Raw genomic sequence first — 22771 nt, forward strand, 5'->3', positions numbered from 1 at the left:
GGGTTCTGGGTGTCGCGATGGATCGAGCCGTCAGTCGGCCCAATCCGAGTTCAGGACTCGGTCGACCATGCTGGGGAGCCGAAACTCCGGTTCGAAGTGGGTCAGGACGTCGGCGTTCACCGTGCCGTAGGTAGTGTTCGGCCGGTCCTTGATGCCGTCATAGGTCGCCTGCAGGAATGCGCGTTTGAAATTGTCGCGGGGATGGGCGTCGACGATCTCTGCGACCAGGTCCGGCGGCAGGTCGTCGAGCCCGGCTCCTACCGCGTCGACGTGCACGCCCAGCTGCACGGCGGCGATCTCGGGTCCCATCCGGATCGGAATTCCCGGCGTGGTGTGCAGTGCGATCGCGTTCCAGACGACGTCGGTGGCCTGCGCCGACCAGCCCCGGTCGAGAAGGAAGCGTCGGGCGTGGTCGGCGCCGTCGATCTCGAACCGTTGTTCCGCGTCGGAGAACGGGCGAACCAGCCCCAGGTCGTGGAACATCGCCGCGACGTACAGAAGCTCCGGGTGCGGCGCCAGGCCGAGCCGAGCTGCGCGGAGCGATCCGAACAGGAACACCCGTCGGGAGTGGTGGAACAGCAGCGGAGTGGCCGCCTCGACGACCAGCCGGGTTGCCTCGGCAGCCGTGCCGGAGTCCGGAATCTCGATCCCGGCGATGAGCTCTGGCATGTCAGTGTCGCTTTCTGATCACTGCGGAGCGCGGTCGATGCGACCGTAGTTGGTCCGGAGCAGTCCGTAGATCGCGCCGTCGTGGTAGCTGCCGTCCTCCTCCATCGAGTACGCCCGACGCAGACCCTCCCGTTGGAAGCCGAGTCGTCGCAGGAGCCGGACGGACGCGTGGTTGTCGGCGATCGTCTGGGCCTCGACACGGTTGAGTCCCATCCGGGTGAACCCGAATCGCAGGATCGCATCGAGTGCCTGGGTCGCGAACCCGCGTCCCCAACAGTCGCGGCGGAGGTCGTAGCCGATCTCTGCGCGGCGATGGAACCTTTCCCAGGCGTTGAAGCCGAAGAGCCCGATCGCCCGGTGGTCGCCGAGGGTGACGGCCCAATGGATCGCCAGGTGCGCCTCGTAGGCAGCCCGAAGTTCCTTGATCAGATCAACGGCCTCGGCGACCTCCCGCATCGGTGCGGAGTTGAACCTCTGAACCTCCGGGTCACTGCGCCAGACGAAGAGCTCCGGGGCGTCCTCCGGCTTCCACTCCCGCAACACCACCCGCCGGTTGGTGAGCGTCGGGAACGCCGCGAAGTCGAAGGTCTCGGCCACGTCGTCTTTCTAGCCGTCTCGGCGCCAAACGTCCAGCAAGACATTCAGGGACGCCGGCCAGACGCACCGGGCGGAACCGGTCCGGTCCCCCAGTCCGCGCAGCCGGCAGCGAAGTCAGCGATGCTGCAGCGAGTATCCGGGAAGATTGACGGCCTCCGCTTTCTCGAAGAACAGACGCTTGGCCAGCGGACGCAGCGGCCGGCTCACCATCAGCCGGGTCGAGACCAACCGTGCCGTGATCGCGGCACGGGTCTGCGGCGCATAGCCGCGCATCCCGCCCGGGGGTAGCTTCTGCCCGGTCGTCACATACGGGCGCATGATCTCCTCGTAACGGGCCAGCGCCGCGGGCAGCTCGGCCCGGGTGGCAATCTCGTTGCCCAGTACGTAGGCACCGACGATCGCCAGGCTGGTGCCCAAGCCGGTGAGCGGTGTCGGGCACCAGGCGGCGTCGCCGACCAGCGCCACGCGTCCCTTGCTCCACTGAGGCAACTGGATCTGGACCAATGAGTCGAGGTAGAAGTCGTCGGCGTACTCCGCCGCCTCCAACAGCTGAGGCACCAGCCAGCCGGCGCCGGCGAACCGCTGCCGGAGGATCGCCTTCTGGGCGGCCAGATCGCGTCGATCGTAGGACAGCGGCTGCGATGCGAACGCGAGGCTGGCCTTGGACTGCGTGATGGTCCGGCCCGGTCGGACCGACGCCGTCAACCCGCCCGGCTCGTTGTACATGCAGTACCAGCCGTCGAGGTCGGCGATCATCGGAGCGGTGAACCAGGCCATGTAGCCGCCGATCGGGCGCACGGGATCGAACTGTTGATCGGGGTTCTGCCCGAATGCCAGCCGACGGGTCGCCGAATGCGGACCGTCCGCGCCGATCACCAGATCGGTGTCGATCGAGCTGCCGTCGGAGAGCAACGCCTCGATCGTGTCACCGCGATCGAGGAGCTGCTGGATCCGCGTGCCGAACCGGAAGCGAGCACCCCGGGCCCGGCTGTCGGCGACCAGCAGCTCGGCAAGTTCGCCGCGCAGGATCTCCAACTCCGAAATGATTCCGTCGCCGCCGAAGGTCTCCACCGTCATCTCGGTCAGATGCCGCCCGTCGGTCTCGACGTCGGCGATGCCGCGTTGGTGCAATCCGAGGTCCTGGGCAGCGTCGGCTAGTCCCAGCCGATCGAGGACGACCCGCGACGCGCCGCGGATGTCGACCGCCTGACCGCCCGGGCGGACACCGTCGGCCACTTCCAGCACCGTGACGTCCACGCCGGCCGCGGCGAGCACCGAGGCCGCCACAGGCCCGGCGATACCGGCTCCACTGATCAACACCGAATCCACCATGAACGCTCCCCCGTCTCCGGCGCCCGACCGCGCCGCCGTCGGGAGTCCACCAGCATCGCGAGCCTGCGTCGACGATTCGGGCGGTGCCGAAGCGAGCCGCCCGCCTCAGTTCGCCTGGTCGAGCCTGTCGGCGCCGCTCGCCGCGATCAGTGACCCGGCCAGGGCCGTCTGCCGGTAGAAGACGCGGCGTCCGCTCCGCCAGGCCGTGAGCAGTCCGGCCGCCCGCAGGCAGGCGAGATGCTCACTGATCGTGCTGGCGCTCTGGTCGAGTTCCGCAGCCAGTTGGGTGGTGGTCATCGGCACGTCCAGGCGGGTGAGGATCACCGACCGGGTCCGTCCGAGCAGACCAGACAGATGATCATCGGCCGTTGTTTCCGATGCCCGCGCGCCGGTGAACAACCCCTCCCAGGTACGGCCGACGCCGCGGGCGCCGTACACCACGACGAGGTGCTCCGTCTCGTCGTGATCGATGATCAACTTCGGGTAGCTGAACACCGACGGCACCAGGGTCAGCCGGCGGCAGCCGTTGACCGTGTTCTGGTCGACGTGGTGCGGTTTGTTGATGCGGAACAGGTCTCCGTCGATCGCCGTCTCGGGGTGGATGTCCTCGAGCAGGCTGTACATGCCGCCGGTGACGATGCGGCCGGCGCGGTGCGCGACGTCGTCCTCCAGGACCGACTCGATCGCCGACCAGTACGGCTCGACCGCCCGGCGCCAGAAGCCGTCGAGGGCCGCGGTGATCCGGCGCAGACCGGCATCACCGCGCCGCAAGGTCTCGGCGAGGATGCCGGGGATCGAATCGGTCTGCCAGACGTTGACCATCTCGTCGGCGATCGCATCGATGCCGTCCTGCTCCAACCGCGCCAGCTGTGAATCGATCGAGGCGTGAGTCTCATCGGCAGCCCGATACATGAAGCTCGGCAGGAAGGGCCGATCCGGGCACAGCGCCGTCAGCAGCCGCAGGTCAAGATCCTGCGTCGCTGTTCGGGCGTGCAGCAACCACCGGCGATGGATGCCGGCGCGCGCCGGCTGATCGAACAGCACCAAGGCCGACCCGAGCTCGGCCAGTGGAGAGAAGTTGAACCGCGTGTGTCCGAACATGTCCGGGCTCAGCTGGAATGCCACCATCGTCGGGTCCTATCGCCAGAGTTGCCACCGCCTGGATGATCACCCATCACTCGCCTTTGCCAGGTTGTACGGGTCATGGTGACATCGCAGCAGTCCCACTTCGGTTGGAAGCCCAACCGAGGGTCAAGGATCGCGCGGACACGGGTCGGCGCCGGATGATTCGGCCTCGACCGAATCCACCGCCGTCGCGATGATGTTCCTGCGGGACCCGCTCAGACCGGGAGCTCCAGGCTGATCCTGGCAAGATCCATTCGCCATGCTGCGTCCTCGCGGGGAGTCGGGGAAACATCCAGGCCAGCGGTCAGCAAGCAGTGATTGGCGTTCCTGGCCGCCATCAGAACGGGAAGATGACGCTCCCACTCGGCGGGGAACGGCCGGGTGCTGCGATACCCATCGAGCAAGGCGTCGCGGAGTCTCGGATAGTCCGGGTTGTACGGCCCGGCGGGGTATCCCGCCAGATTTCCCAGAAGCGGGCACACGTCGTACACGTAGCAACCGATGCCGCAGTCGCCGAAGTCGATCACCCCGACCTGCCAGCGGTTGCCGACCCGGGAAAGGTGGATGTTGCCGAGGATGTAGTCGCAGTGGATGACCCCGAACTGGTCGCCGAGTTCGGCGAAGATCGCACGCGTCCGGTCACCGATGTCGTCGAAGTCCGCCCGGTCGGCCGGCGACAGGATCTCTCCGATGTTCAGCACCGGCCGGAACGGTGACGCGGCCGTCGTGAACATCGCGTCGGCGTCCCAGCGAGGGAGGCCGTCCGCCGGGGTGATGTCCTGCGCCGCGTTATGCATCAGGGCCAGGGTCCGGCCGAGCTGCCGTACGGCTGTCAGATCGAGGCCGTCCCCGGGTCGCCGGACCTCCCCCTCGACCCAGGTGATCAGGTCGGCGTGTTGATCATCGGACACCTCGACCAGCAGGTCACCGGTCCGCGCCGGCACCGGCTTCGGCAGGAGGACGCCAGATCCGGCCAATGCCGTACCGAGATCACGCAGGTAGGCGAGTTCAGCCCGGGTGTTGGCCGTCGTCCGGTAACCACGCCGGTGCACGCGCAGCGCGTAGCGGGCGTCGGTAGTGACGACCCGGAAGATCATCGTGAGCCCCGAGCCAAGCAGCTCGATCCGCGTCCCGCGCGGCATGTCGTACGCCGACAACGCGGCTCTGGCCAACTCCTCGGCCCTGCGGTGATCCGTGATCGCGCGACTCCTCAGCGTCCGACTGCCTTGTCGCACCGTAGCCCGGCCCGGGACGGCGACACGACCGAATTTCCTCGACCGAGCTCGGCCGCCGTGGCAGTAGCATGCGGCGCCATGCCCATCAAACTGGAGAATGTCGGCATCGCGGTCCGTGATCTTGAAGCCACGATCGCCTTCTTCACCGACCTCGGACTCACCGTCCTCGGTCGCGACACGATCAGCGGCGAGTGGGCAGACACCGCCGTCGACCTGGACGGCAACCACGTCAAGATCGCCATGCTGCAGACGCCGGACGGCCACGGCCGGCTCGAACTCTTCGAGTATCTGCATCCCGAGGCGATCGATACCGAACCCACCCGGCCCAACGAGATCGGCATGCACCGGGTCGCCTTCTCCGTCGACGACATCGACACCGCGCTCGAGATCGCTGCACGGCACGGCTGCCGCCCGTTACGCGGTGTGGCCAACTATCAGGACGTCTACAAGCTCACCTATCTCCGCGGCCCGAGCGGCATCATCGTCATGCTCGCCCAGGATCTCACCAGGGCCTGACCACCCCCAGACGGCCGGCGGGGACCGATCCCCGCCGGCCATCGTTATCCGGGCGGGTCGCCGGCTACTACTTGACCTCGCGGAGCTCCTGAGGCCAGCCGCAGCCTTCGGCGACCTTGCCCGCCCACATCTTCGCCTGCTCGATGTCGGGCACGTCGATGATCGTCAGTCCGCCGAGAAACTCCTTGGTCTCCGCGTACGGTCCGTCGGTGATGATCAACTCGCCACTGGTGGCGTCTGCACTGAACGCCTGGTCGATCTCCTCGACCAGGCCGCCGGCGTAGACGTAGACCCCCGCCTCTTTCATCTCCTCCACGACGGCCTTGGCCAGGGGGACCACGGCCGGCGAACCACTCCGCATCGTGATCGCCCACCCATTGCTGGTTGAAGTAGATGATGTATTGGGTCATGTCTGCTCCTCTCGCGTGGCGCGGGCCGGGTGCACGCACCTTCCAGTTGCTCCACGAACGGGGTCGGCCGAATCCGACACACTGACCGTACCGGGCATCGAACTGATCTTGCGCCATGCTGTTGCTGCGACGCCCGGTAGAGCCGCGACGATCGCACGACACAGGAAGGCTCCCCCGTGAAACTGCTGCTCACCTCCGGTGGCATCAGGAACGCCAGCATCCGCGCCGCACTGGTCGACCTGCTGGGCAAACCGATCACCGAATCCAACGTCCTCTTCGTTCCGACGGCGCAGTGGGGGCAGCCGGCGTGTACGCCCGCGTCGGTGTGGGAGTCGATCGCTGACCTGTCCACGGGTGAGCAGGCCGGCGAGTCGGGCTGGAAGTCGGTCGGCGTCCTCGAACTGACGGCGCTGCCCACCATCGGCACCAAACGCTGGGTCCCGTGGGTTCGGCAGGCCGATGTCCTGCTGGTCGACGGCGGCGAGGCGACCTACCTGTGCCACTGGCTCCGACAGTCCGGCTTCACTGATCTGATGCCCTCACTGAGCGAGACGGTCTGGGTCGGAATCAGCGCCGGCAGCATGGTGATGACTCCACGCATCGGCAGCCAGTTCGTCGACTGGCCCGACTCTCCCGGCGACGAGACGTTGGGTGTCGTCGACTTCTCGATCTTCCCGCACCTGGACTTTCCGGGGTGGCCGGACAACGCCATGGAGAGTGCGCGTCACTGGGCGAAGACCATTCCGGGGCCGGCGTACGCGATCGACGACCAGACGGCCATCTCGGTCGTCGGCGGCAGGGTCGAGGTCGTCTCCGAGGGCAGCTGGGAGCTGCTCAACCCGTGGTGATCACGTTCCCGCGGGAACGCCCCGCCACCTGATCAGGGCGGCAGCTGATCAGGCAGGTTCGAATGCGGGCAGCTCGATGGCGTCGTGGAAGCTCCTGCCCATGGCCAGCTCGGTCACCTTGGGCAGTCCCATCAACGCCATCGTCGCGTTGCGAACCAGCAACTGGAGTCGGTTCCGCGGTGCGAACGCCGAACCCAGCCGCCGGGCCGCCTGCTGCTTCGACTCCAGGAACGGAGCGAGCCGGGACTGGTACCGGGCGAACGCCTGCCGATGATCCCCATCGGCGGCCGCCAACTCCGCTGCCAGTACGTACGCCTCCACCATGGCAAGAGCCGAACCCTGACCGGCCAGCAGCGACGGGCACGCCGCCGCGTCGCCGACCAGGGCGATCCGACCGCGGGTCCAGGACGGCATCCGGATCTGGCTCACAGCGTCGAAATAGAAGGTGTCGAGAGCCGACGAGTCGGCCGGTGGCATGGCGTCGAGGAGTGCGGGGATCTCCCAGCCGGCCCCGGCCAAGCGTTTCCGGAGCAACTGCTGCTGGTCGGCTACATCGTCCAGCGGCACCGGGCCGTCATGGCGGACCGTGAACACCGCCATGGTCAGGTCGTCACGCAGCGACACCCGGACCGCCTGGAAGCCCACCTCGGCGTGCATCATCGCGACGAGTTCGTCGCGCGGCCGGTAGCCCGGAACATCGAAGACCGACACCACGGTGTTCCGGTAGTCCTCGAACTGTTGGTCCGGGCCGAAGGCGAGCCGTCGGACCCGGGAGTGCAGTCCGTCCGCCCCCACCACGAGGTCGAAATCCCGTTCCCCGCCCCTCTCGAGAGTGACCCGGACGCGCTGCCCGTCGTCGTCCAGCGCGCGAACCGTGTCACCGAGGATCAACTCGGCTGCGCCGTCGAGAGCGTCGTAGATCGCCGCCGCCAGGTCGGAGCGGGCGATGCTGACATAGCGTTCGGTCGAGCCGACGATGCCGTCCAGGCGCAGCGACGCGATCCGCCGACCGCTCCGGTCCACCGACCGGGCCGCTGTCATCACGTACCCCTGCCGTTGCAGCCTCGGGACGATGCCCATCCGATCGGCAACCTCGAAACCGGCTCCCCAGAAGTCGATCAGATAGCCGCCCCGCCGCAGTGCCGGCGCCCGTTCGACCAGCGTCGGCTCGTGGCCCGCCTGCAGCAACCAGTACGCCAGGGTCGGCCCGGCGATCCCGGCTCCGACGATCAACACCCGCATGCTGCCGACCTCCAGCGATCTGACCCGAACAACGCCACGGAGTTCAGTCTGGACCTATCGGTCGGATCTGGCGAGGGAGCGAGGTCGGCCTCAGGCGCCGGTCGTGACGGGCCTCCCCTGCCGGGGTGCGGTGACCTTGCTGCCGTCGGGGCCGATGATGACGTAGATCAGCGTGGCCACGAACCCGAGACTCACCAGGCCCGCCACCAACAGGATGACGAACCAGGCCTTGTCCTCCAGGGCAAAGGTGTTGACCACCGCGCCGACCCAGGCAACGAACTGTCCGATGCTCGCCAGGATCAACACGAGTACACCCACCGAGGCCATGACGACCGCTGCGACAAGCGACGGGCTCCGCTCGATCCCGACGACGTCGTCGCCTTGCATGATGAGGCTGTCGGACAAGACGGCAACCGCGATCGCGGCGATGATCAGGGCTACCGACGCGATCATTCCGAGCAGGCTCCAGACGAAGATTGCCACCACTAGTTTCTTGGACACGACCCATCCCCTGTCGTTGACCTGTTCCGGCCGGCAGCCGCCGCGCCGGGGCGAGTTCTGCCACCTCAAGCCTTGCCGACCCGGTCGGGCGCACCAGTGGCCAAGGTCCCACGGAAACAGGGCGGGAGCGCGGGGACAGCCGGTGGATCGGTCAGCGGCTGACCACGAAGAAGAGCACCCCGACGACGGCGTAGGTGATCACCAGGGCGGCGCCCTTCGCGCGGCTGACACGCCCCCGGCCGAGCAGCACGGCGGGCACCAGGACGGCAAGGGCGTATCCGACGAACTCCACCGGTTGGAAGGCCATCGGCAGTGGCTGCAGCAACAGGGAGATCAGCACGACGGCCGGGATGACGAAGGTCGCAACCTGGGCCGCCGAACTGAGGCCGATCTCGGTGGCCAGCGCGACATTGCCGCGGGCCGCGACGACGACGGCGCCGCCGTGCTCGGCCGCGTTCCCGACGATGGCGATGATGATCGCGGAGGTGAAGAACTGTCCGAGTCCGGTGTGCTCGGCGAAGGTCTCGATGGTGCCGGTCAACAGTTCGCTGACCACGGCAGTGGCGACTGTTGCCAGCCCGAGGGTGACCAGCCCGCGGGTCAGGGACCATGCGCCGTCGCTTGCGTCCGGACCGTTGTCGCGATGCAGTCGTACCGCCCGCCGGATGTGCACGGTGGTGATCACCAGATAGATGGCCAACAGCACCGCGGCGATCACGACGGCGTACGACGTCAGCTCGGCCGGCCGGGATTCGCCACCCGTTAATACCGAAGGAAGCAGCGTGGCGACTCCGAACAGCCCGGCGGCGAGGGCGACCTGGCCGAGGTTGGCGAACACCGACCGTCGGGAGACACGCGCCGTGCGGCCGAAGACCAGGGCTGTGCCCAGCACCAGTAACAGGTTGCTCACCACGGATCCGGTGAGCGAGGCACGAACGACGGTGAACAGGCCCTCGTGCACCGCGAACAGGCTGATCAGCAGCTCGGGAGCGTTGCCGAAGCTGGCGTTCAGCAGCCCGGCGACGACCGGGCCGGTGTGTTCGCCGACGTTGTCGGTCGACTCCCCGATCGCGAACGCGAGCGGGATGAGCGCCAGCGCACTGACGATGAACAGGGCAGTGCCGTGGACACCCAGCAGCGCCAGCACGACGTCGATCGGGACGAGGATGGTCGCCGCCCACAGGATCCGCCTCGTCACTCCTGGATGCTCCCTCCATCGGCCGGTGGCCGGATTGCCGGGGCAACTCTACGGATTCGGCCCCGGACGCCTCCGCCCGCCCTGGCTGAGAGCGAGCTGAGTGGGGAGCCTAGCGGACCTGTTCGGCGAAGATCTCAGCGAACCTGCCGCGAGCCACTGCCGCGGACATGACCATGGTCCCGCGAGGTCCCGCCTTTCGGCAGTTCGCCGACAGCGGTGTAAAGACCAAGATCAAAGACGAAGACAACAACAAGGCCTTTGATCCGGACACGGATCACCATTCGGGAAGGAACGATCATGAGCGTTCATCACGGAACGCACACCGCGGGCCCAGTCGCCCGTGCCGCCGCCACACCACAGGAGAAGGTGGCCGTCAGAAGGCCCGGCGACGTTGCCGAGGTCTCCACGCAGCGCGCCAGCGTCCCCACGGTACGCACCGCCGCGGCCCGTCGGATCCTGGCCGTGCTCCGGTTCGCCACCGGATTCATCTTCCTGTGGGCGTTCCTGGACAAGACCTTCGGACTAGGGTTCGCAACCACGAGTGAAAGGGCGTGGCTGAACGGCGGCTCGCCGACGAAGGGCTTCCTGTCCTCGAGCGAGGTCGGGCCGTTCACCGGTATCGCCCACGCGATCGCCGGCGCAGGATGGGCCGACTGGCTGTTCATGATCGCCCTGCTCGCTGTGGGCGTCGCGGTCATGGCAGGCATAGCGCTCTGGCCGGCCGCCATCGCCGGCTCGCTGCTCATGCTGATGATGTGGGCGACCGAGTTCCCGCCCTTCCGGTTCACCGCCGCCGGTGATCCGAGCGGATCGACCAACCCGATCGTCGATTACCACATCATCTACGGGCTCGCGCTGTTCGCACTGGCCGCAACCTCTGCGGGTGTCACCTGGGGCCTGAGCCGCTACTGGACCCGGCTCCCCTACATCCGCGACCACACCTGGACCCACTGACGCAGCCTTCCCGCTCAGCGGATCCACAACGGTTCGGCGCCGGCCGCCCAGGTCGGCGCCGAACGCTGCTGTCCGCGGCCCAACTGATGATCACCCCGGCATGATCCGAAACCTGTACGACCCCGGATTGATCGAATTCCGCGATCGATTCGTACTCCCTGCTGTGAGCGCCCACCCATAGGGACCCACAACAAGGAGGAAACACATGCGCAAGGCCGTCACGTTCGCAGTGGCCGGCATCTGCTCGCTGGTGATCACCGGCTGCAGCAATTCGATGAACTCCCCGTCGAGTTCGTCAGGACAGCAGGCAGCACCCGATGGTGCGCGTGGCCAGACGGTCGCGATCCGCGACGGATCCGGCATCGGGAAGGTTCTGGTTAACAGCAAGGGACGCACGCTGTATCTGGATGACCAGGAGAAATCCGGCCGGATCCTGTGCGCCAAGGCCGACTGCACCGCCATCTGGGCTCCGCTGACCATCAAGGGCAGGAAGGCGCCGACCGGGCCGGCCGACGTCAACGACAAACTCGGCACCATCAAACGGCCCGATGGCATCACCCAGGTCACCCTCGACGGCGCCCCGCTGTACACGTTCGCCTACGACATGATTCCAGGAGACGTCAAGGGCGACGGTCAGCAGGACACCTTCGACGGTACGTCCTTCAGCTGGCACGCGGCGACACCGAGCGGCCCTGCCGCAGACCGGTCCGGCAGCAACAGCAACGGGGACAGCGGGAACAGCAACAACGGTGGATACGGGGACTACTGATCACGACCAGGCGGCCGCGTCCTACTTCTTGCGAAGCTGGGCACCGAAGACCGCCGCCTGGCTGCGGCGTTCCAGACCGAGCTTGGCGAAGAGGCTGGACGCATAGTTCTTCACGGTCTTCTCGGTGAGGAACAGCTTCTCCCCGATCTGCCGGTTGGTCAGCCCGTCGGCGATCAGGTCAAGAACCTCACGTTCCCGCTCGGTGAGCGCGGCAAGCCGGGGATCGGTCTGGGTGGCGTTCTGCACCTGGGTCATCACCTGGGAGATCACCGACGGGTCGATCAGCGACCGCCCCATGGCGACCTGCCGGATGGCGTCGACCAGACCGGCCGTACGGACTTCCTTCAGCACATAGCCCGACGCTCCGGCCAGCACCGACGACAGCACCGCATCCTGATCGTCATAGGAGGTCAGAATCAGACAGTACGTTGTCGGCATCTCCGAGCGGATGTCGCGGCAGACGTCGATGCCACTGCCATCCGGCAGTCGCATGTCGAGGATCGCGACATCCGGTCGGCAGGCCCGGACCCGAGGCAGTGCCTCGGCGGCCGTCCCCGCCTCGCCGACGACCTCGAACCCCGCGACATCCCCGAGCAACTCGGCGATTCCACGGCGAACCACCTCATGATCATCAAGCAGGAAGATCCGGATCGGATGCTCGGCGGCATCATGGTTGGTCGTAGTCACGTGATCATCCTCGCTTGATCATTTAGATTGACGGCTCTCATCTGGTCATCACCTTCCAGCTGGCGACCGTCCCACCGCCGGGCGCCGGTGCCACCACGAACGAGCCGCGATGGTTGTGCGCCCGTGCGCTGAGGTTGGCGATGCCGCTGGCCCTTCCCGGGTTATCGATGCCGACACCGTTGTCCACGACGTTGATCGTCAACTCGTTGTGGACGATCTCCACATCGACCTTGACGGACGTGGCATGCGCGTGCTTGGCGACATTGGTCAGCGTCTCCCGGACGGTGGCTATCACGTCCGCGGTCAGCGACTCGTCGAACTCCAAATCGAGCAGCCCGGCGAACGTGACGTTGGGTGCGAAGCCCAGCGCCGGGGTGACGTCACTGACCACTTCGAGGATGCTTTGCCGAAGCCCCTCCCGGCTGATCGCGACGTTGCCGCGCAGCTCGAAGATGCTGGTCCGGATGCGTCGGATGGCCCGATCAAGATCTTCGACCCGGCTGTGCAACCGTTGGGCCAGCTCCGGATGGGAATGCAACTGGCCTGCCGCCCCCTCAATGCTCAGACCGATCGCGAACAGCTCCTGGATGACGTGATCATGAAGGTCGCGAGCGATCCGGTCACGATCCTCCAGCATGATCATCCGCTGCTCTGCCGCTCGGACGTCGGCGAGTTCCAGCGCGACGCTGGCGTGTGAGGCGAAGACTGCCGCCATGGAGACTTCGGTGTCGCTGAAGGCCTGCCGGCCGCGTTTCCGCGCCACCGTGAGCAGTCCGCGGGGCTCCTCGTTCCCCCGCAGCGGCAGCGAGATCAGCGGGCCGACCTCGATAACGCTGGCGACGTGGCTGCCGGGAAAGTCCGGGTCGCCGATGATGCCGGTCATGTACGGCTGCCCGCCGACGATCACCCGCTCGCCGATCGTCCCGGGCAACGGGAAGCGTTGCGCCACGAGTTCGTCGGCGCGCTCGCCGAAGGCGAACTCGACGACGAACTCGTCCCGAGCAGGTGTCAACAGCCCGACCGTCACCAGGTCCGCGTCGGCGATCACGATCGATTTCCGCGCGATCGTCCGCAACGGGTCCTCACCGGAGGTGCTGAGCAGTTGCTCCTGCACCTCGGCCGAGGCCTCGAGCCACCGTTGCCGGAGCTCGGCCTCGCGATACAGCCGGGCGTTGCTGATCGCCGTGCCGGCAGCCAGCGCCAGCGCAACCACCAGTTCCTCGTCGTCGGCGCTGAACTCGCCGTTCTCGCTATTGGCCAGGTAGAGATTCCCGTACACCTCGTCCCGGACGCGGACCGGAACGCCGAGGAAGGAGTCCATGTCCGGATGCCCGGGCGGGAAGCCGACCGACCGGTCGTCATCGCCCATGTGCCGCAACCGGATCGGGCGCGGATCGCTGATCAGGGCACCCAGCAAGCCCTTGCCCTCGGGAAGATCACCGATCGACTTGGCCGTCTGGCCGTCCACGCCGACATAGATGAACTGCTCCAGCCCACGATCGTGTCCGATCACCCCCAGGGCACCGTACTGCGCGCCGACGAGTTCGCAGGCCGCCTCCACGATCCGGCGCAACACCCGCTCCAGCGACAGGTCGCCGGTGACGGCCTGGATGCTCCGCAACAGCTCCCAGACCCGGCCACGCGCTCGCTTGAGCTCGTGGGCTCGATCAAGGAATTGATCGATCAACTCGTCGATCTCGAGCCTGGGAACCTCAGGTATTCGCTGATCTGCTTCTTCCCGGTCCACGAATTCCACCGTACTGCTCGGGACGCCGGCCATCAGCGATCCGGCTCGATCACCTCGCCGAGACGCCGGCGGCGTGTGGCCGGCGACGTCGGCGCGACTCCGATGCGGAGCAGGACGTGGGGGAACCGGTCGGTCTGCAGAGTTCGACGCACCGTGCTGCGGACCGACGGAACCTCGGCAAGCTGACTGGACAGCCCGACGGCGTAGCCGGACCGGGTGGCTTCGAGCAGGACTCGCTCCAGCGCCTCGCCGCCCGCAGCCAGTCGGTGGGATGATCGCGCTCGGTGGTGATCAACGCCAGCCGTTCACCGCTCTGCGCGGGAGTGTTCGGGTCGGTGCCTCTGAGCCGATCCGGGTCACCCCGCCAGGCCCGCAGTTCGGTGCGGTACGCGGGATCCAGTTGCATCACCAGGGCGGCCTGACGATGTTGCGCTTCGGCCAGCCGCGCTTCGGGTTCGGTCAGAACCGCCAGCTCGGCACCCTCCTCGGCTGCCGACAGCTGAAGATGATCAAGCAGTTCCTGGGGCACCGGCTGATCGCTGAACAGGCGGGTATTGGTCCGTCGGGACTCGACAGCCTTGTCCAGGAACGCCATGGTTCCGTCGTCCACCACGCTGCCGCCGTCGACCGTGATCACCGCGCACGGCTCACCGGCAGCCACACCCGCCGGGAATCGGTGGACGTCGACCGGTACGCCGTCCGCTGCCAGCGACGCCCGGGCGTTGAACAACGCACAGCCGCAGCTGATGATCAGCTGCCGTCCGGTCGGGTCGTGAACAGCGAGCTGCCGTGCGCGATCCGGGATCATGATCAGCCGGTCCGGTCCCAGCCGCAGCCGCCACGGTTGACTGTTGTGCACCGACGGCGCCAGCGTGGCGCGTACGGCGGCCCGCCGGAACGCGTCAGTCATCCGCGTCGGATCAAGAATCATCATTACCTGGCCCCATGTGTGTATGGAATGCCTCCACTGTCGTCCAGGCGACGACTCGCGCGTAGGGACTTTCGCCACTGCCACCGGTGCCTTACGGCGCGAGTTCCGGCTCCCGTCGCCTGCCCGACCCACCGCGGCGTCCCGCCTTCCGCTGCGGGCACCAGGACGGATCAGCCGCCGACGGCCCCGCCGCGGACCCGACGGTGGCCGGCGTCGACGCGTACCGTCCAACCCCGCTGGTCGAGATGCTCCAGCAGCGGGATGATCACCCGTCGGGTGCTGCCCAGCGCCTGTCGTGCCGCACTGGTGGTGAACGGCTGGTCCAGGCGGGTCAGGATGCGCATGGCGCGGGCCGGCGCCGTCGGGAGCAGGACGACATCGCCGGCCAGGCGGATGATCCGGCCGGCCCGCTCAGCCGCGGCAAGCTCTCTGCGTCCGAGGCCCCAGGCCTCCAGGTCGGCCTTCTCCGGGGCGGCGTAGGGATTGGCCGCGAGCCGGTCGGACAGCTGCCGCAGCCCCGTCTCGGCGACACCAAGATCATCCACGGAACGCCGGCGCATCACCCGACCGTCGCTGATCATCAGCCCGGCGGCCCGGGCCAGCGGCGGCACCAGACCCCGATCGGGCAGTCCGGTGAGACGCCTGGCCGCTTCGATGCTCAGACGCGGGTCGAGCGGATTGGTCCTGGTTTGTTCGTCCAGGGCAGCGCTGAGCGCCCGTTGGCATCGGCTGAAGGTCTGCGGGTCGACGAGCCAATCGTCGATGATCACCGACTGACCGGGGTCGTGCACGGGCAGTCCGAGCAGCCGAAGTTGCGATCTGCGGACGAATCCTCGGCGTCGGACCTCCTCGGCCAACACCTCGGCGTCGGACGCGGTTTCGCGGCGACCCAGTTCAGCGGCCCGCTGCCGGGCAGCTCCCCGGCGGCGCAGTTCCGGCGGATCGACGTCGAGCACCCGCGCACCGGCGGCGACCGCGTGCCGGCCCGGATCCCGCAGCACCAGCCGGTCACCCGGCGCGACCGGTAGCGGACGGGCCAGGGTCAGCCGCACCATCTGGCCCCCGAGCGGGCGAAGTCGTACCGGCACCGCAGCTGTGCCCAGGTGCACGACGAGATCGCCACGAAGATCATCGACCTGCCGATCGCCTGCCGGCCGGCAGGCGACGTCGAGCACGGCCGAGGTCGGCCAGGCGTCGGGGGTGATCAACGCGTCCCCGCGGCCGATGTCAGCCACCCCGACGCCGCGCAGGTTGACCGCCACCCGTGCGGTCGCAGCGACCTGATCATGAGCCTCGCCCAGGGATTGCAGGCTCCGGATCCTCACTCCGCGACTGCCCAGCTGCAACCCCTCACCCACCTGCAACGTCCCGCTGCCCAACGTTGCGGTGATCACGGTGCCGGCGCCGCGGATGGTGAACGAACGGTCCACCCACAACCGGACGCGTCCGTCGCGGGGCGGAGCGACGAGTCGACCCACCAGGCCGGCGAGCTCGGCACGCAGCTGATCCAGGCCGGCGCCGGTGATCCCCGAGACCGCCACGGCAGGCAGCTTTCCGAGACTCGATCCGGCGATCTCGGCCGCTGCTTCGGCCATCGCCGAGGCCGGATCTGCCAGATCACTGCGCGTGACGACCAGCAGCCCCTCGGTCAGTCCGAGCGCGTCGACCGCGGCCAGGTGTTCGGCGGACTGTTGCCGCCAGCCCTCGTCGGCGGCGACAACGAACATCACCGCCGGTGACGGGCCGAGGCCGGCCAGCATGGTGCCGATGAAGCGTTCGTGGCCGGGTACGTCGACGAACGCGACGACCTCGTCAGCCCTCTCAGGGCCGACGAGCGTCGTCCAGGCGTAACCGAGGTCGATGGTCAGGCCGCGACGCTTCTCCTCGGCGAACCGATCGGGGTCCATGCCGGTCAGTGCCCGGACCAAGGTCGACTTTCCATGATCGACATGACCTGCCGTTGCGATCACATGCATCGGTCAACGTCCCATGTCGGCCGGCGCGGCGGCCACCCGGATCACGTCGATGATCACCTGGTCCGACTCCGCTGGGACGCAGCGCAGGTCGAGCAGGCATCGGTCCCGTTCCACCCGCCCGACGACCGGCGGGTCCGCTCGGCGCAACCGCGATGCGAAATCGACCGGCAGCGCCACCGCCCAGCCCGGCAGCGCGACTCCGGCGCCGCCGCCCCCGCCCACCGCACCGTCGGACGGCACGACAGACACGTCGACCAGGTCGGCCACGCCGTCGGCCACCGCCGACGCCCGGGCCTGTAGCACCTCGGCATCGGTGCGCAGCGCCTGCCAGGTCGGCGTTTCCGGCCCCGTCAGTGTCGCTTCCAGCCCGGCCAGGGTGAGCTTGTCCACGCGCAACGCCCGGGCGAGGGGATGCCGCCGGAGCCGTTCGATGATCATCTTCTCGCCGAGGATCAATCCGGCCTGCGGTCCGCCGAGCAGTTTGTCTCCGCTCGCCGTGACCACGGTTGCGCCGGCCCGCAACGTACTGTCGGCGTCGGGTTCGTCCGGCAGCAACGGGTCTGGTGCCAGCAGTCCGCTGCCGATGTCGACGACCACCGGAACCTCGAGCCGGACAAGATCAGCGACCGACACGCTGGAGGTGAAGCCCTGTACCCGGAAGTTGCTCGGATGCACCTTGAGAATGCACCCGGTGTCGGGACTGATCGCGTCGGCATAGTCGGTGATCTTGGTCCGGTTCGTCGTACCGACTTCGCGCAACCGGGCACCCGTTGACATGATCAACTCCGGGAGTCGGAAGCCGTCGCCGATCTCCACCATCTCGCCGCGGCTGATGATCACCTCCCGGCCGGTCGCCAATGCCGTAGTCGCCAGCACCAGTGCGGCGGCACCGTTGTTCACCACCGCCACGGCACCGGCGGCCGGCACCGCGGCCTGCAGGGCAGCCAGCGCACCACGGCCGCGCCCGGCACGGTGCCCGTCCGCCAGATCGAACTCGACGTCGGTCGGCCCGGCGGCCCGAACCAGTGCCTGCACCGCCGCAGCCGACAGCGTGGCCCTGCCGAGGTTGGTGTGCAACACAACTCCGGTGGCGTTGATCACCGGGCGGATGCTCGCTGCCGAGTCGGGTAGCGCGGCCACCGCCGCATCGGCGACCGTCTCCGGGGCGATCTCACCATCCCGGGCCCGCTGCTGTGCCGTGATCACCGCACGCTTCACCAGGGCCGGACCGAGCCGACGACGGGCCGCCTGCAGCCTCTCGTCATTCAGCACCCGATCGGTCCGCGGCACCCGGCGCCTGTGGTCCACCCCTCTCCCCCTTCCTGCCGAGGGGTCAGATATTCCCTGATTCCTGCGGCGTGTCGTGATCACAGCGGGTGATCCTGGCGGCGATCTTGGAACTTTGGCGGAGACGGACGGGAATCGAACCCGCCAAGCCGAGCTGCTCGGCTTCACCGGTTTTGAAGACCGGGAGGGCCACCAGGCACCTGTACGCCTCCGCTGGCCACCCTAACGGTCCTCGGTGGATCAACCTCACGTCCTACAGTGGCCGGGTGCCCACCGACGTGTCCCCGCAGCTGCGCAGCAGCTACCGACTGACCCAGTACGCCCACGGCGGCGGTTGTGCCTGCAAGATTCCGCCGGGAGAACTGGAGAAGCTGGTCACTGGGCTGATGCCGGCCGTGTCGGATGATCTTCTGGTCGGACTCGACACCGGCGACGACGCGGCCGTGGTCAAGATCGCTGCGGACCGGGCCGTTGTGGCGACCACCGATTTCTTCACCGCGGTCGTCGACGACGCCTACGACTTCGGCCGGATCGCCGCCGCGAACGCGCTGTCCGACATCTACGCGATGGGCGGCGAACCGCTGGTCGGCCTGAATCTGGTCGGCTGGCCGCAGGACGTGTTGCCGATGGAACTGCTGGCCGAGGTGCTGCGCGGCGGAGCGCAGATCGCCCGGCAGGCCGGGATGCATCTGGCGGGCGGGCAGAGCATCGACGACCCGGAACCCAAGTACGGTCTGGCGATCACCGGACTGGTCCATCCGGACCGGCTGCTGCGTAACGACACGGCACGCCCCGGACTGCCGCTGACCCTGACCAAGCCGCTCGGCGTCGGCGTACTGAATAACCGGCACAAGGCCACCGGCGAGGTGTTCACCGAGGCGATCGAATCGATGGCGACGCTGAATGCCGACGCGTCCCGGGCAGCCCTCGACGCCGGCGCGGTGGCCGCCACCGACATCACCGGTTTCGGCCTGCTCGGCCACGGCTACAAACTGGCCCGTGCCTCCGGGGTGTCGTTGATCATCGACGCTGCGGCCGTGCCCTATCTGGACGGTGCCCGGCAGGCGCTGGCCGACGGTTTCGTCAGCGGCGGGACCCGGCGCAATCTTGATTGGGTCACGCCGCAGCTGGTCTCCGGCGTCGGCGAGGACGAGTTGATCTTGCTGGCCGACGCGCAGACCAGCGGCGGGCTGCTGGTGGTCGGCGAGGTGCCCGGCTATCCGGTGATCGGTGAGGTCGTAGCTGCCGGCGATTACCGGCTGATCATTCGCTGAGGGGCAACTTGGCCCGGTGATTGAAGCCTGCCGTGGCTGGGCACAGGCCGACTGTCCAGGATCGTCACGACAGGAGGTGCCATGGCAGCGGCAGCAAGCACCGCGCCCGGACACGCACACCGACACTGGTGGCAGCGGGTGGCAGCCGAATACTCCGGATCCGCAGACCGGCCGCTCGGCGCCTACCTCACCGTGATGGCCACCTACGGCGGACTGGCTGGCGGACTGACCCTGGTCGGCCGGCGCCTCCGCCGTGCCGGGCCGCCGGGCGTCCTGGACATCATGTTGGCCGGCGTCGCGACCCACAAGGTCGCCCGGCTGATCTCCAAGGATCCGGTGACCAGTCCTTTACGCGCACCGTTCACTCGCTACCTCGGCACCTCGGGCGAGGCCGAACTCAGTGAGGAGGTCCGCGGCACCGGGATGCAGAAAGCCGTCGGAGAGCTGATCAGCTGCCCGTTCTGCATCGGACTCTGGATTGCCACCGGATTCGGCGCAGGACAGGTCTTCGCACCGACCCTGACGCGGCTGGCCATGGCCGTGTTCAGCGAACTGGCGATCGCCGACTTCCTGCACTTCGGCTACTCGCTGGCCGAACAACGCCAGCAGCACCAGTGAGCACACACATTCCCCGGAGAAGGAGCCCATGTCCTCTGTAGTCGTCGTCACCGGTGCCTCCGGCGGAATCGGCCGGGCCTGCGCCCGGGCGTTCGCCGAACGTGGAGCTGCGGTCGCGTTGCTGGCCCGAGGAGAGAAGGGGTTGCAGGCCGCAGCCGAGGACGTACGCCTCCGTGGCGGCACACCGCTGGTCGTTCCGGTCGACGTCAGTGACGCCGACGCGGTCGAGGCCGCCGTGGAACGGGTCGAGACCGAGCTCGGGCCGATCGACGTCTGGGTCAACGCTGCATTCAGTTCGGTGTTCTCCCCGTTCAAGAAGATGACGACCGAGGAGTTCCGCAGGACCACTGAGGTGTCCTACCTCGGATTCGTCTACTGCACCTCAGCGGTGCTGCAGCGCATGCTGGCCCGAAACCGGGGGACGATCGTCCAGGTGGGTTCCGCCCTGGCCTACCGGTCGATCCCCCTGCAATCGGCATACTGCGGCGCCAAGCACGGCATCCGCGGCTTCAACGAGGCGCTCCGGGTCGAACTGCTGCACGACAAGAGCAACGTGCACACGACGATGGTGCACATGCCCGGTGTGAACACCCCACAGTTCCGCTGGCTGCTGTCCCGGATGCCCCAGAAGGCCCAACCGGTGCCGCCGATCTACCAGCCCGAGATCGCGGCGCAGGCCGTGCTGTACGCCGCCGACCATCCCCGGCAGCGCGAATACTGGGTGGGTGCCAGCACCGTGCTGACCATTCTCGGCAACAAGGTCGCACCCGGACTGCTCGACCGGTATCTGGCCCGGACCGGCTATCGGAGCCAACAGACCGGGGAACCGCAGGATCCCGATGCACCCGTCAATCTCTGGGAGCCGGCCGACGGCCCGGAGGGAGCCGACTTCGGCGCCCACGGCGCCTTCGACGATCAGGCCAAGGCCCGGGCACCGCAACTCGCACTCGCCCGCAACAAGTACAAGCTCCTGGGAGCAGCCGCGGCGCTGGCCGCGGGGACCGGTGTGTTGGTCCGCAAGGTCCGGCGGTGAACCGGCACACGCTGACCGACGACTACCCGCTGCATGTCCTGCGGGAGTACGCCCTGCTGGCCGACGGGTCACGGGGTGCCGTGCTCGGACCACGCGGTGAGATCGGCTGGCTGTGTGCACCGTCCTGGGATTCCCCCGCCGTCATTTCCCAACTGATCGGCGGACCCGGGATCTATGCCGTCACACCGACCATGCCGTTCGTCTGGGGCGGCAGCTACGAGGACGGGAGCCTGATCTGGAACAGCCGCTGGGTGGTCCGGGAACACGCCATCGTCGGCTGCCGCGAGGCTCTGGCCTACCCCGGCGACCCGCACCGGCTGGTGCTGCTGCGGCGGATCACTGCCGAACGACGCAACCGGGTCCACATCGACCTGCAGCTACGCGGCGACTTCGGCGCCACCCCGATGACCGAACGCCGCCACCATCGCAGCCAGCACGACAAGCAGCACAACGAGCAATCTGAGAACGGCGACTGGACCTGGCGGCTGGGCCCGCTGTACGTGCGCTGGACCGGCGCGCCGGAGGGCCGGTGGAGCGATGACCGGTTCCGCGGGGACCTGATCGTCGAACCCGGCCGGCGCTACGACCTGGTGTTGGAGATCAGTGATCGACCGCTGCCCGACCGACCCGACCCCGACCGGTTGTGGCAGACCACGCAGGAGCGCTGGCAGCAGGGCCGGCCCGACCTCTCCGGCACCGCGGCGCCACGGGATGCTCAGCAGGCGTACGTGTTGCTGCGTGGTCTGACCAGTCCGGCCGGAGGGATGGTCGCTGCAGCAACCCTCGGCCTGCCCGAGCGGGCCGAACGCGGCCGCAACTACGACTACCGCTATGTCTGGATCCGCGATCAGGCCTACGCCGGGCTGGCCGGCGCGGTCGGCGACCGGGCCCTGCCGCTGTTGGACAACGCCCTGGAGTTCACCACTGCCCGGCTGCTGGAGCACGGCGATCGGCTGGCGCCGGCGTACCGAATCGACGGCAGCGACGTTCCCGACGAGACCGAGCTCGACGATCTGCCGGGCTACCCGGGAGGAGTCGCCCGCGTCGGCAACCAGGCCAACAGGCAGTTCCAGCTCGACGCGGTCGGCGAACTGCTGCAACTGTTGGCCGCCGGTGCCCGGTTGGACCGGCTCGGTCATGATCACCACCAGGCGATCGACATCGCCATCGACGTGATCGAGCGGCGCTGGCACAAGCCCGACGCCGGCATCTGGGAGCTCGACGACGCCTGGTGGACCCAGTCGCGGCTCTGCGTCGTCGCGGCACTCCGCGCGATCGGCCGCGAGGCACCGGCCACCCAGTCGGCCCGGATCAGCGCCCTGGCCGACGCGATCCTGGCCGAGACCACCCGGCGAGGACTCTCCCGCGGCGGCTGGTGGCAGCGCAGCCCCGATGATCCGGGCGTCGACGCCTCACTGGCGCTACCACCGGTGCGGGGCGCGCTGGCCGCCGACGACCCGCGGACCGTCGCCACCCTGCGTCAGGTGGAGAAGGATCTGGTGATGGACGGGCACGTCTATCGTTTCCGACCTGACGAGCGACCCCTGGGCGCTGCCGAGGGGGCCTTCACGCTGTGCGGATTCATCCTCAGCCTGGCCCATCTCCAGCAGGGGGAACCGGCTGAAGGCCTACCGCTACTTCGACATCCAGCGCAGCGTCTGCGGGCCGCCGGGAATCCTTTCGGAGGAGTTCGACGTCGATCAGCGCCAACTGCGCGGCAACTTCCCGCAGGCGTTCGTACACGCGTTGTTGCTTGAGGGCGCCCAGCGCCTGGGCGCCGACAACACCTCCGGTTCCTGATCCCGCTGGCCGATCACCCGAC

At 68.1% G+C, this 22771-nt stretch carries 22 protein-coding genes, 1 tRNA gene and 1 pseudogene; 9 read left to right on the forward strand and 15 right to left on the reverse strand.

Going from position 1 to position 22771, the window contains the following annotated elements; all coding sequences use genetic code 11:
* Positions 1–30 precede the first annotated feature (30 nt).
* From GJV80_RS08430 to GJV80_RS08450, 5 genes are all read right to left on the reverse strand, one after another.
* Positions 31–669, reverse strand: coding sequence for an HD domain-containing protein (locus GJV80_RS08430; protein WP_154687515.1), 639 nt, complete (start codon positions 667–669; stop codon positions 31–33).
* Positions 670–687: 18 nt separating this feature from the next.
* Positions 688–1266: a GNAT family N-acetyltransferase gene (locus tag GJV80_RS08435; RefSeq protein ID WP_154687516.1), complete on the reverse strand. Its 579-nt coding sequence runs from the start codon at positions 1264–1266 to the stop codon at positions 688–690.
* A gap of 114 nt (positions 1267–1380) precedes the next feature.
* Positions 1381–2598 carry an FAD-dependent monooxygenase gene (locus tag GJV80_RS08440; protein WP_154687517.1) on the reverse strand — a complete coding sequence of 406 codons (1218 nt, stop codon included), beginning with the start codon at positions 2596–2598 and terminating at the stop codon, positions 1381–1383.
* Positions 2599–2703: 105 nt separating this feature from the next.
* Positions 2704–3726 (reverse strand): DUF5937 family protein, encoded by a 1023-nt coding sequence (locus GJV80_RS08445; protein WP_154687518.1) that lies wholly within the window; start codon positions 3724–3726, stop codon positions 2704–2706.
* A 212-nt stretch (positions 3727–3938) separates the two neighbouring features.
* A complete protein-coding gene (locus GJV80_RS08450) occupies positions 3939–4895 on the reverse strand; it encodes a phosphotransferase enzyme family protein (protein ID WP_154687519.1) in 957 nt (318 codons plus the stop codon).
* Positions 4896–5036: 141 nt separating this feature from the next.
* On the opposite strand from GJV80_RS08450, the gene GJV80_RS08455 reads away from it, so the two are divergent.
* Entirely contained in the window at positions 5037–5474 is a 438-nt protein-coding gene (locus GJV80_RS08455; protein WP_154687520.1) for a VOC family protein, read from the forward strand.
* A gap of 67 nt (positions 5475–5541) precedes the next feature.
* Here GJV80_RS08455 and GJV80_RS08460 read toward each other — a convergent pair whose 3' ends face one another.
* On the reverse strand, positions 5542–5835 hold the full coding sequence (locus GJV80_RS08460; RefSeq protein ID WP_230208273.1) for a YciI family protein: 294 nt from the start codon (positions 5833–5835) through the stop codon (positions 5542–5544).
* A 225-nt stretch (positions 5836–6060) separates the two neighbouring features.
* Here GJV80_RS08460 and GJV80_RS08465 point away from each other — a divergent pair, with 225 nt between their 5' ends.
* Positions 6061–6732 (forward strand): Type 1 glutamine amidotransferase-like domain-containing protein, encoded by a 672-nt coding sequence (locus GJV80_RS08465; protein WP_154687521.1) that lies wholly within the window; start codon positions 6061–6063, stop codon positions 6730–6732.
* 48 nt (positions 6733–6780) lie between these two features.
* Here GJV80_RS08465 and GJV80_RS08470 read toward each other — a convergent pair whose 3' ends face one another.
* The 3 genes from GJV80_RS08470 to GJV80_RS08480 form a co-directional block, all read right to left on the reverse strand.
* On the reverse strand, positions 6781–7974 hold the full coding sequence (locus GJV80_RS08470; protein ID WP_154687522.1) for an FAD-binding domain: 1194 nt from the start codon (positions 7972–7974) through the stop codon (positions 6781–6783).
* 90 nt (positions 7975–8064) lie between these two features.
* Positions 8065–8475 (reverse strand): hypothetical protein, encoded by a 411-nt coding sequence (locus tag GJV80_RS08475; RefSeq protein ID WP_154687523.1) that lies wholly within the window; start codon positions 8473–8475, stop codon positions 8065–8067.
* Between the two features lie 151 nt (positions 8476–8626).
* Positions 8627–9673 carry a calcium:proton antiporter gene (locus tag GJV80_RS08480; protein WP_154687524.1) on the reverse strand — a complete coding sequence of 349 codons (1047 nt, stop codon included), beginning with the start codon at positions 9671–9673 and terminating at the stop codon, positions 8627–8629.
* A gap of 297 nt (positions 9674–9970) precedes the next feature.
* Here GJV80_RS08480 and GJV80_RS08485 point away from each other — a divergent pair, with 297 nt between their 5' ends.
* Positions 9971–10627: a hypothetical protein gene (locus GJV80_RS08485; protein ID WP_154687525.1), complete on the forward strand. Its 657-nt coding sequence runs from the start codon at positions 9971–9973 to the stop codon at positions 10625–10627.
* A gap of 205 nt (positions 10628–10832) precedes the next feature.
* The gene (locus GJV80_RS08490; protein WP_154687526.1) at positions 10833–11396 is read left to right on the forward strand and encodes a hypothetical protein; all 564 of its coding nucleotides are present in this window, start codon (positions 10833–10835) and stop codon (positions 11394–11396) included.
* A 21-nt stretch (positions 11397–11417) separates the two neighbouring features.
* Here GJV80_RS08490 and GJV80_RS08495 read toward each other — a convergent pair whose 3' ends face one another.
* The 6 genes from GJV80_RS08495 to GJV80_RS08520 all read right to left on the reverse strand — a co-directional run bounded on the left by GJV80_RS08495 (position 11418) and on the right by GJV80_RS08520 (position 18236).
* Positions 11418–12083, reverse strand: a complete 666-nt coding sequence (locus tag GJV80_RS08495; protein WP_154687527.1) for a response regulator transcription factor — start codon at positions 12081–12083, stop codon at positions 11418–11420.
* Between the two features lie 37 nt (positions 12084–12120).
* Positions 12121–13863, reverse strand: coding sequence for a GAF domain-containing protein (locus tag GJV80_RS08500; protein WP_154687528.1), 1743 nt, complete (start codon positions 13861–13863; stop codon positions 12121–12123).
* A gap of 16 nt (positions 13864–13879) precedes the next feature.
* Complete coding sequence (locus tag GJV80_RS08505) at positions 13880–14740, reverse strand: hypothetical protein (RefSeq protein WP_154687529.1); 861 nt, start codon at positions 14738–14740, stop codon at positions 13880–13882.
* A 191-nt stretch (positions 14741–14931) separates the two neighbouring features.
* Positions 14932–16737, reverse strand: coding sequence for a SelB C-terminal domain-containing protein (locus tag GJV80_RS08510; RefSeq protein WP_154687530.1), 1806 nt, complete (start codon positions 16735–16737; stop codon positions 14932–14934).
* A 3-nt stretch (positions 16738–16740) separates the two neighbouring features.
* The gene (gene selA, locus GJV80_RS08515; protein WP_154687531.1) at positions 16741–18045 is read right to left on the reverse strand and encodes an L-seryl-tRNA(Sec) selenium transferase; all 1305 of its coding nucleotides are present in this window, start codon (positions 18043–18045) and stop codon (positions 16741–16743) included.
* Between the two features lie 95 nt (positions 18046–18140).
* Positions 18141–18236: transfer RNA gene (locus GJV80_RS08520), tRNA-Sec, on the reverse strand.
* Between the two features lie 78 nt (positions 18237–18314).
* Here GJV80_RS08520 and selD point away from each other — a divergent pair.
* The 5 genes and pseudogenes from selD (at position 18315) to GJV80_RS25000 (ending at position 22749) form a co-directional block, all read left to right on the forward strand.
* A complete protein-coding gene (gene selD, locus GJV80_RS08525; RefSeq protein ID WP_154690133.1) occupies positions 18315–19298 on the forward strand; it encodes a selenide, water dikinase SelD in 984 nt (327 codons plus the stop codon).
* A gap of 81 nt (positions 19299–19379) precedes the next feature.
* Positions 19380–19916 carry a DUF1360 domain-containing protein gene (locus GJV80_RS08530; protein ID WP_154687532.1) on the forward strand — a complete coding sequence of 179 codons (537 nt, stop codon included), beginning with the start codon at positions 19380–19382 and terminating at the stop codon, positions 19914–19916.
* Positions 19917–19944: 28 nt separating this feature from the next.
* Positions 19945–20949: an SDR family oxidoreductase gene (locus GJV80_RS08535; RefSeq protein ID WP_154687533.1), complete on the forward strand. Its 1005-nt coding sequence runs from the start codon at positions 19945–19947 to the stop codon at positions 20947–20949.
* Positions 20946–22574: pseudogene (locus GJV80_RS08540) on the forward strand (glycoside hydrolase family 15 protein); the annotation flags it as partial. The gene GJV80_RS08535 and the pseudogene GJV80_RS08540, both read left to right, overlap by 4 nt.
* A 49-nt stretch (positions 22575–22623) precedes the next feature.
* Positions 22624–22749 carry a glycoside hydrolase family 15 protein gene (locus tag GJV80_RS25000; RefSeq protein WP_370518849.1) on the forward strand — a complete coding sequence of 42 codons (126 nt, stop codon included), beginning with the start codon at positions 22624–22626 and terminating at the stop codon, positions 22747–22749.
* Positions 22750–22771 lie beyond the last annotated feature (22 nt).

The sequence above is a fragment of the Microlunatus sp. Gsoil 973 genome, assembly GCF_009707365.1.
GTDB lineage: Bacteria > Actinomycetota > Actinomycetes > Propionibacteriales > Propionibacteriaceae > Microlunatus.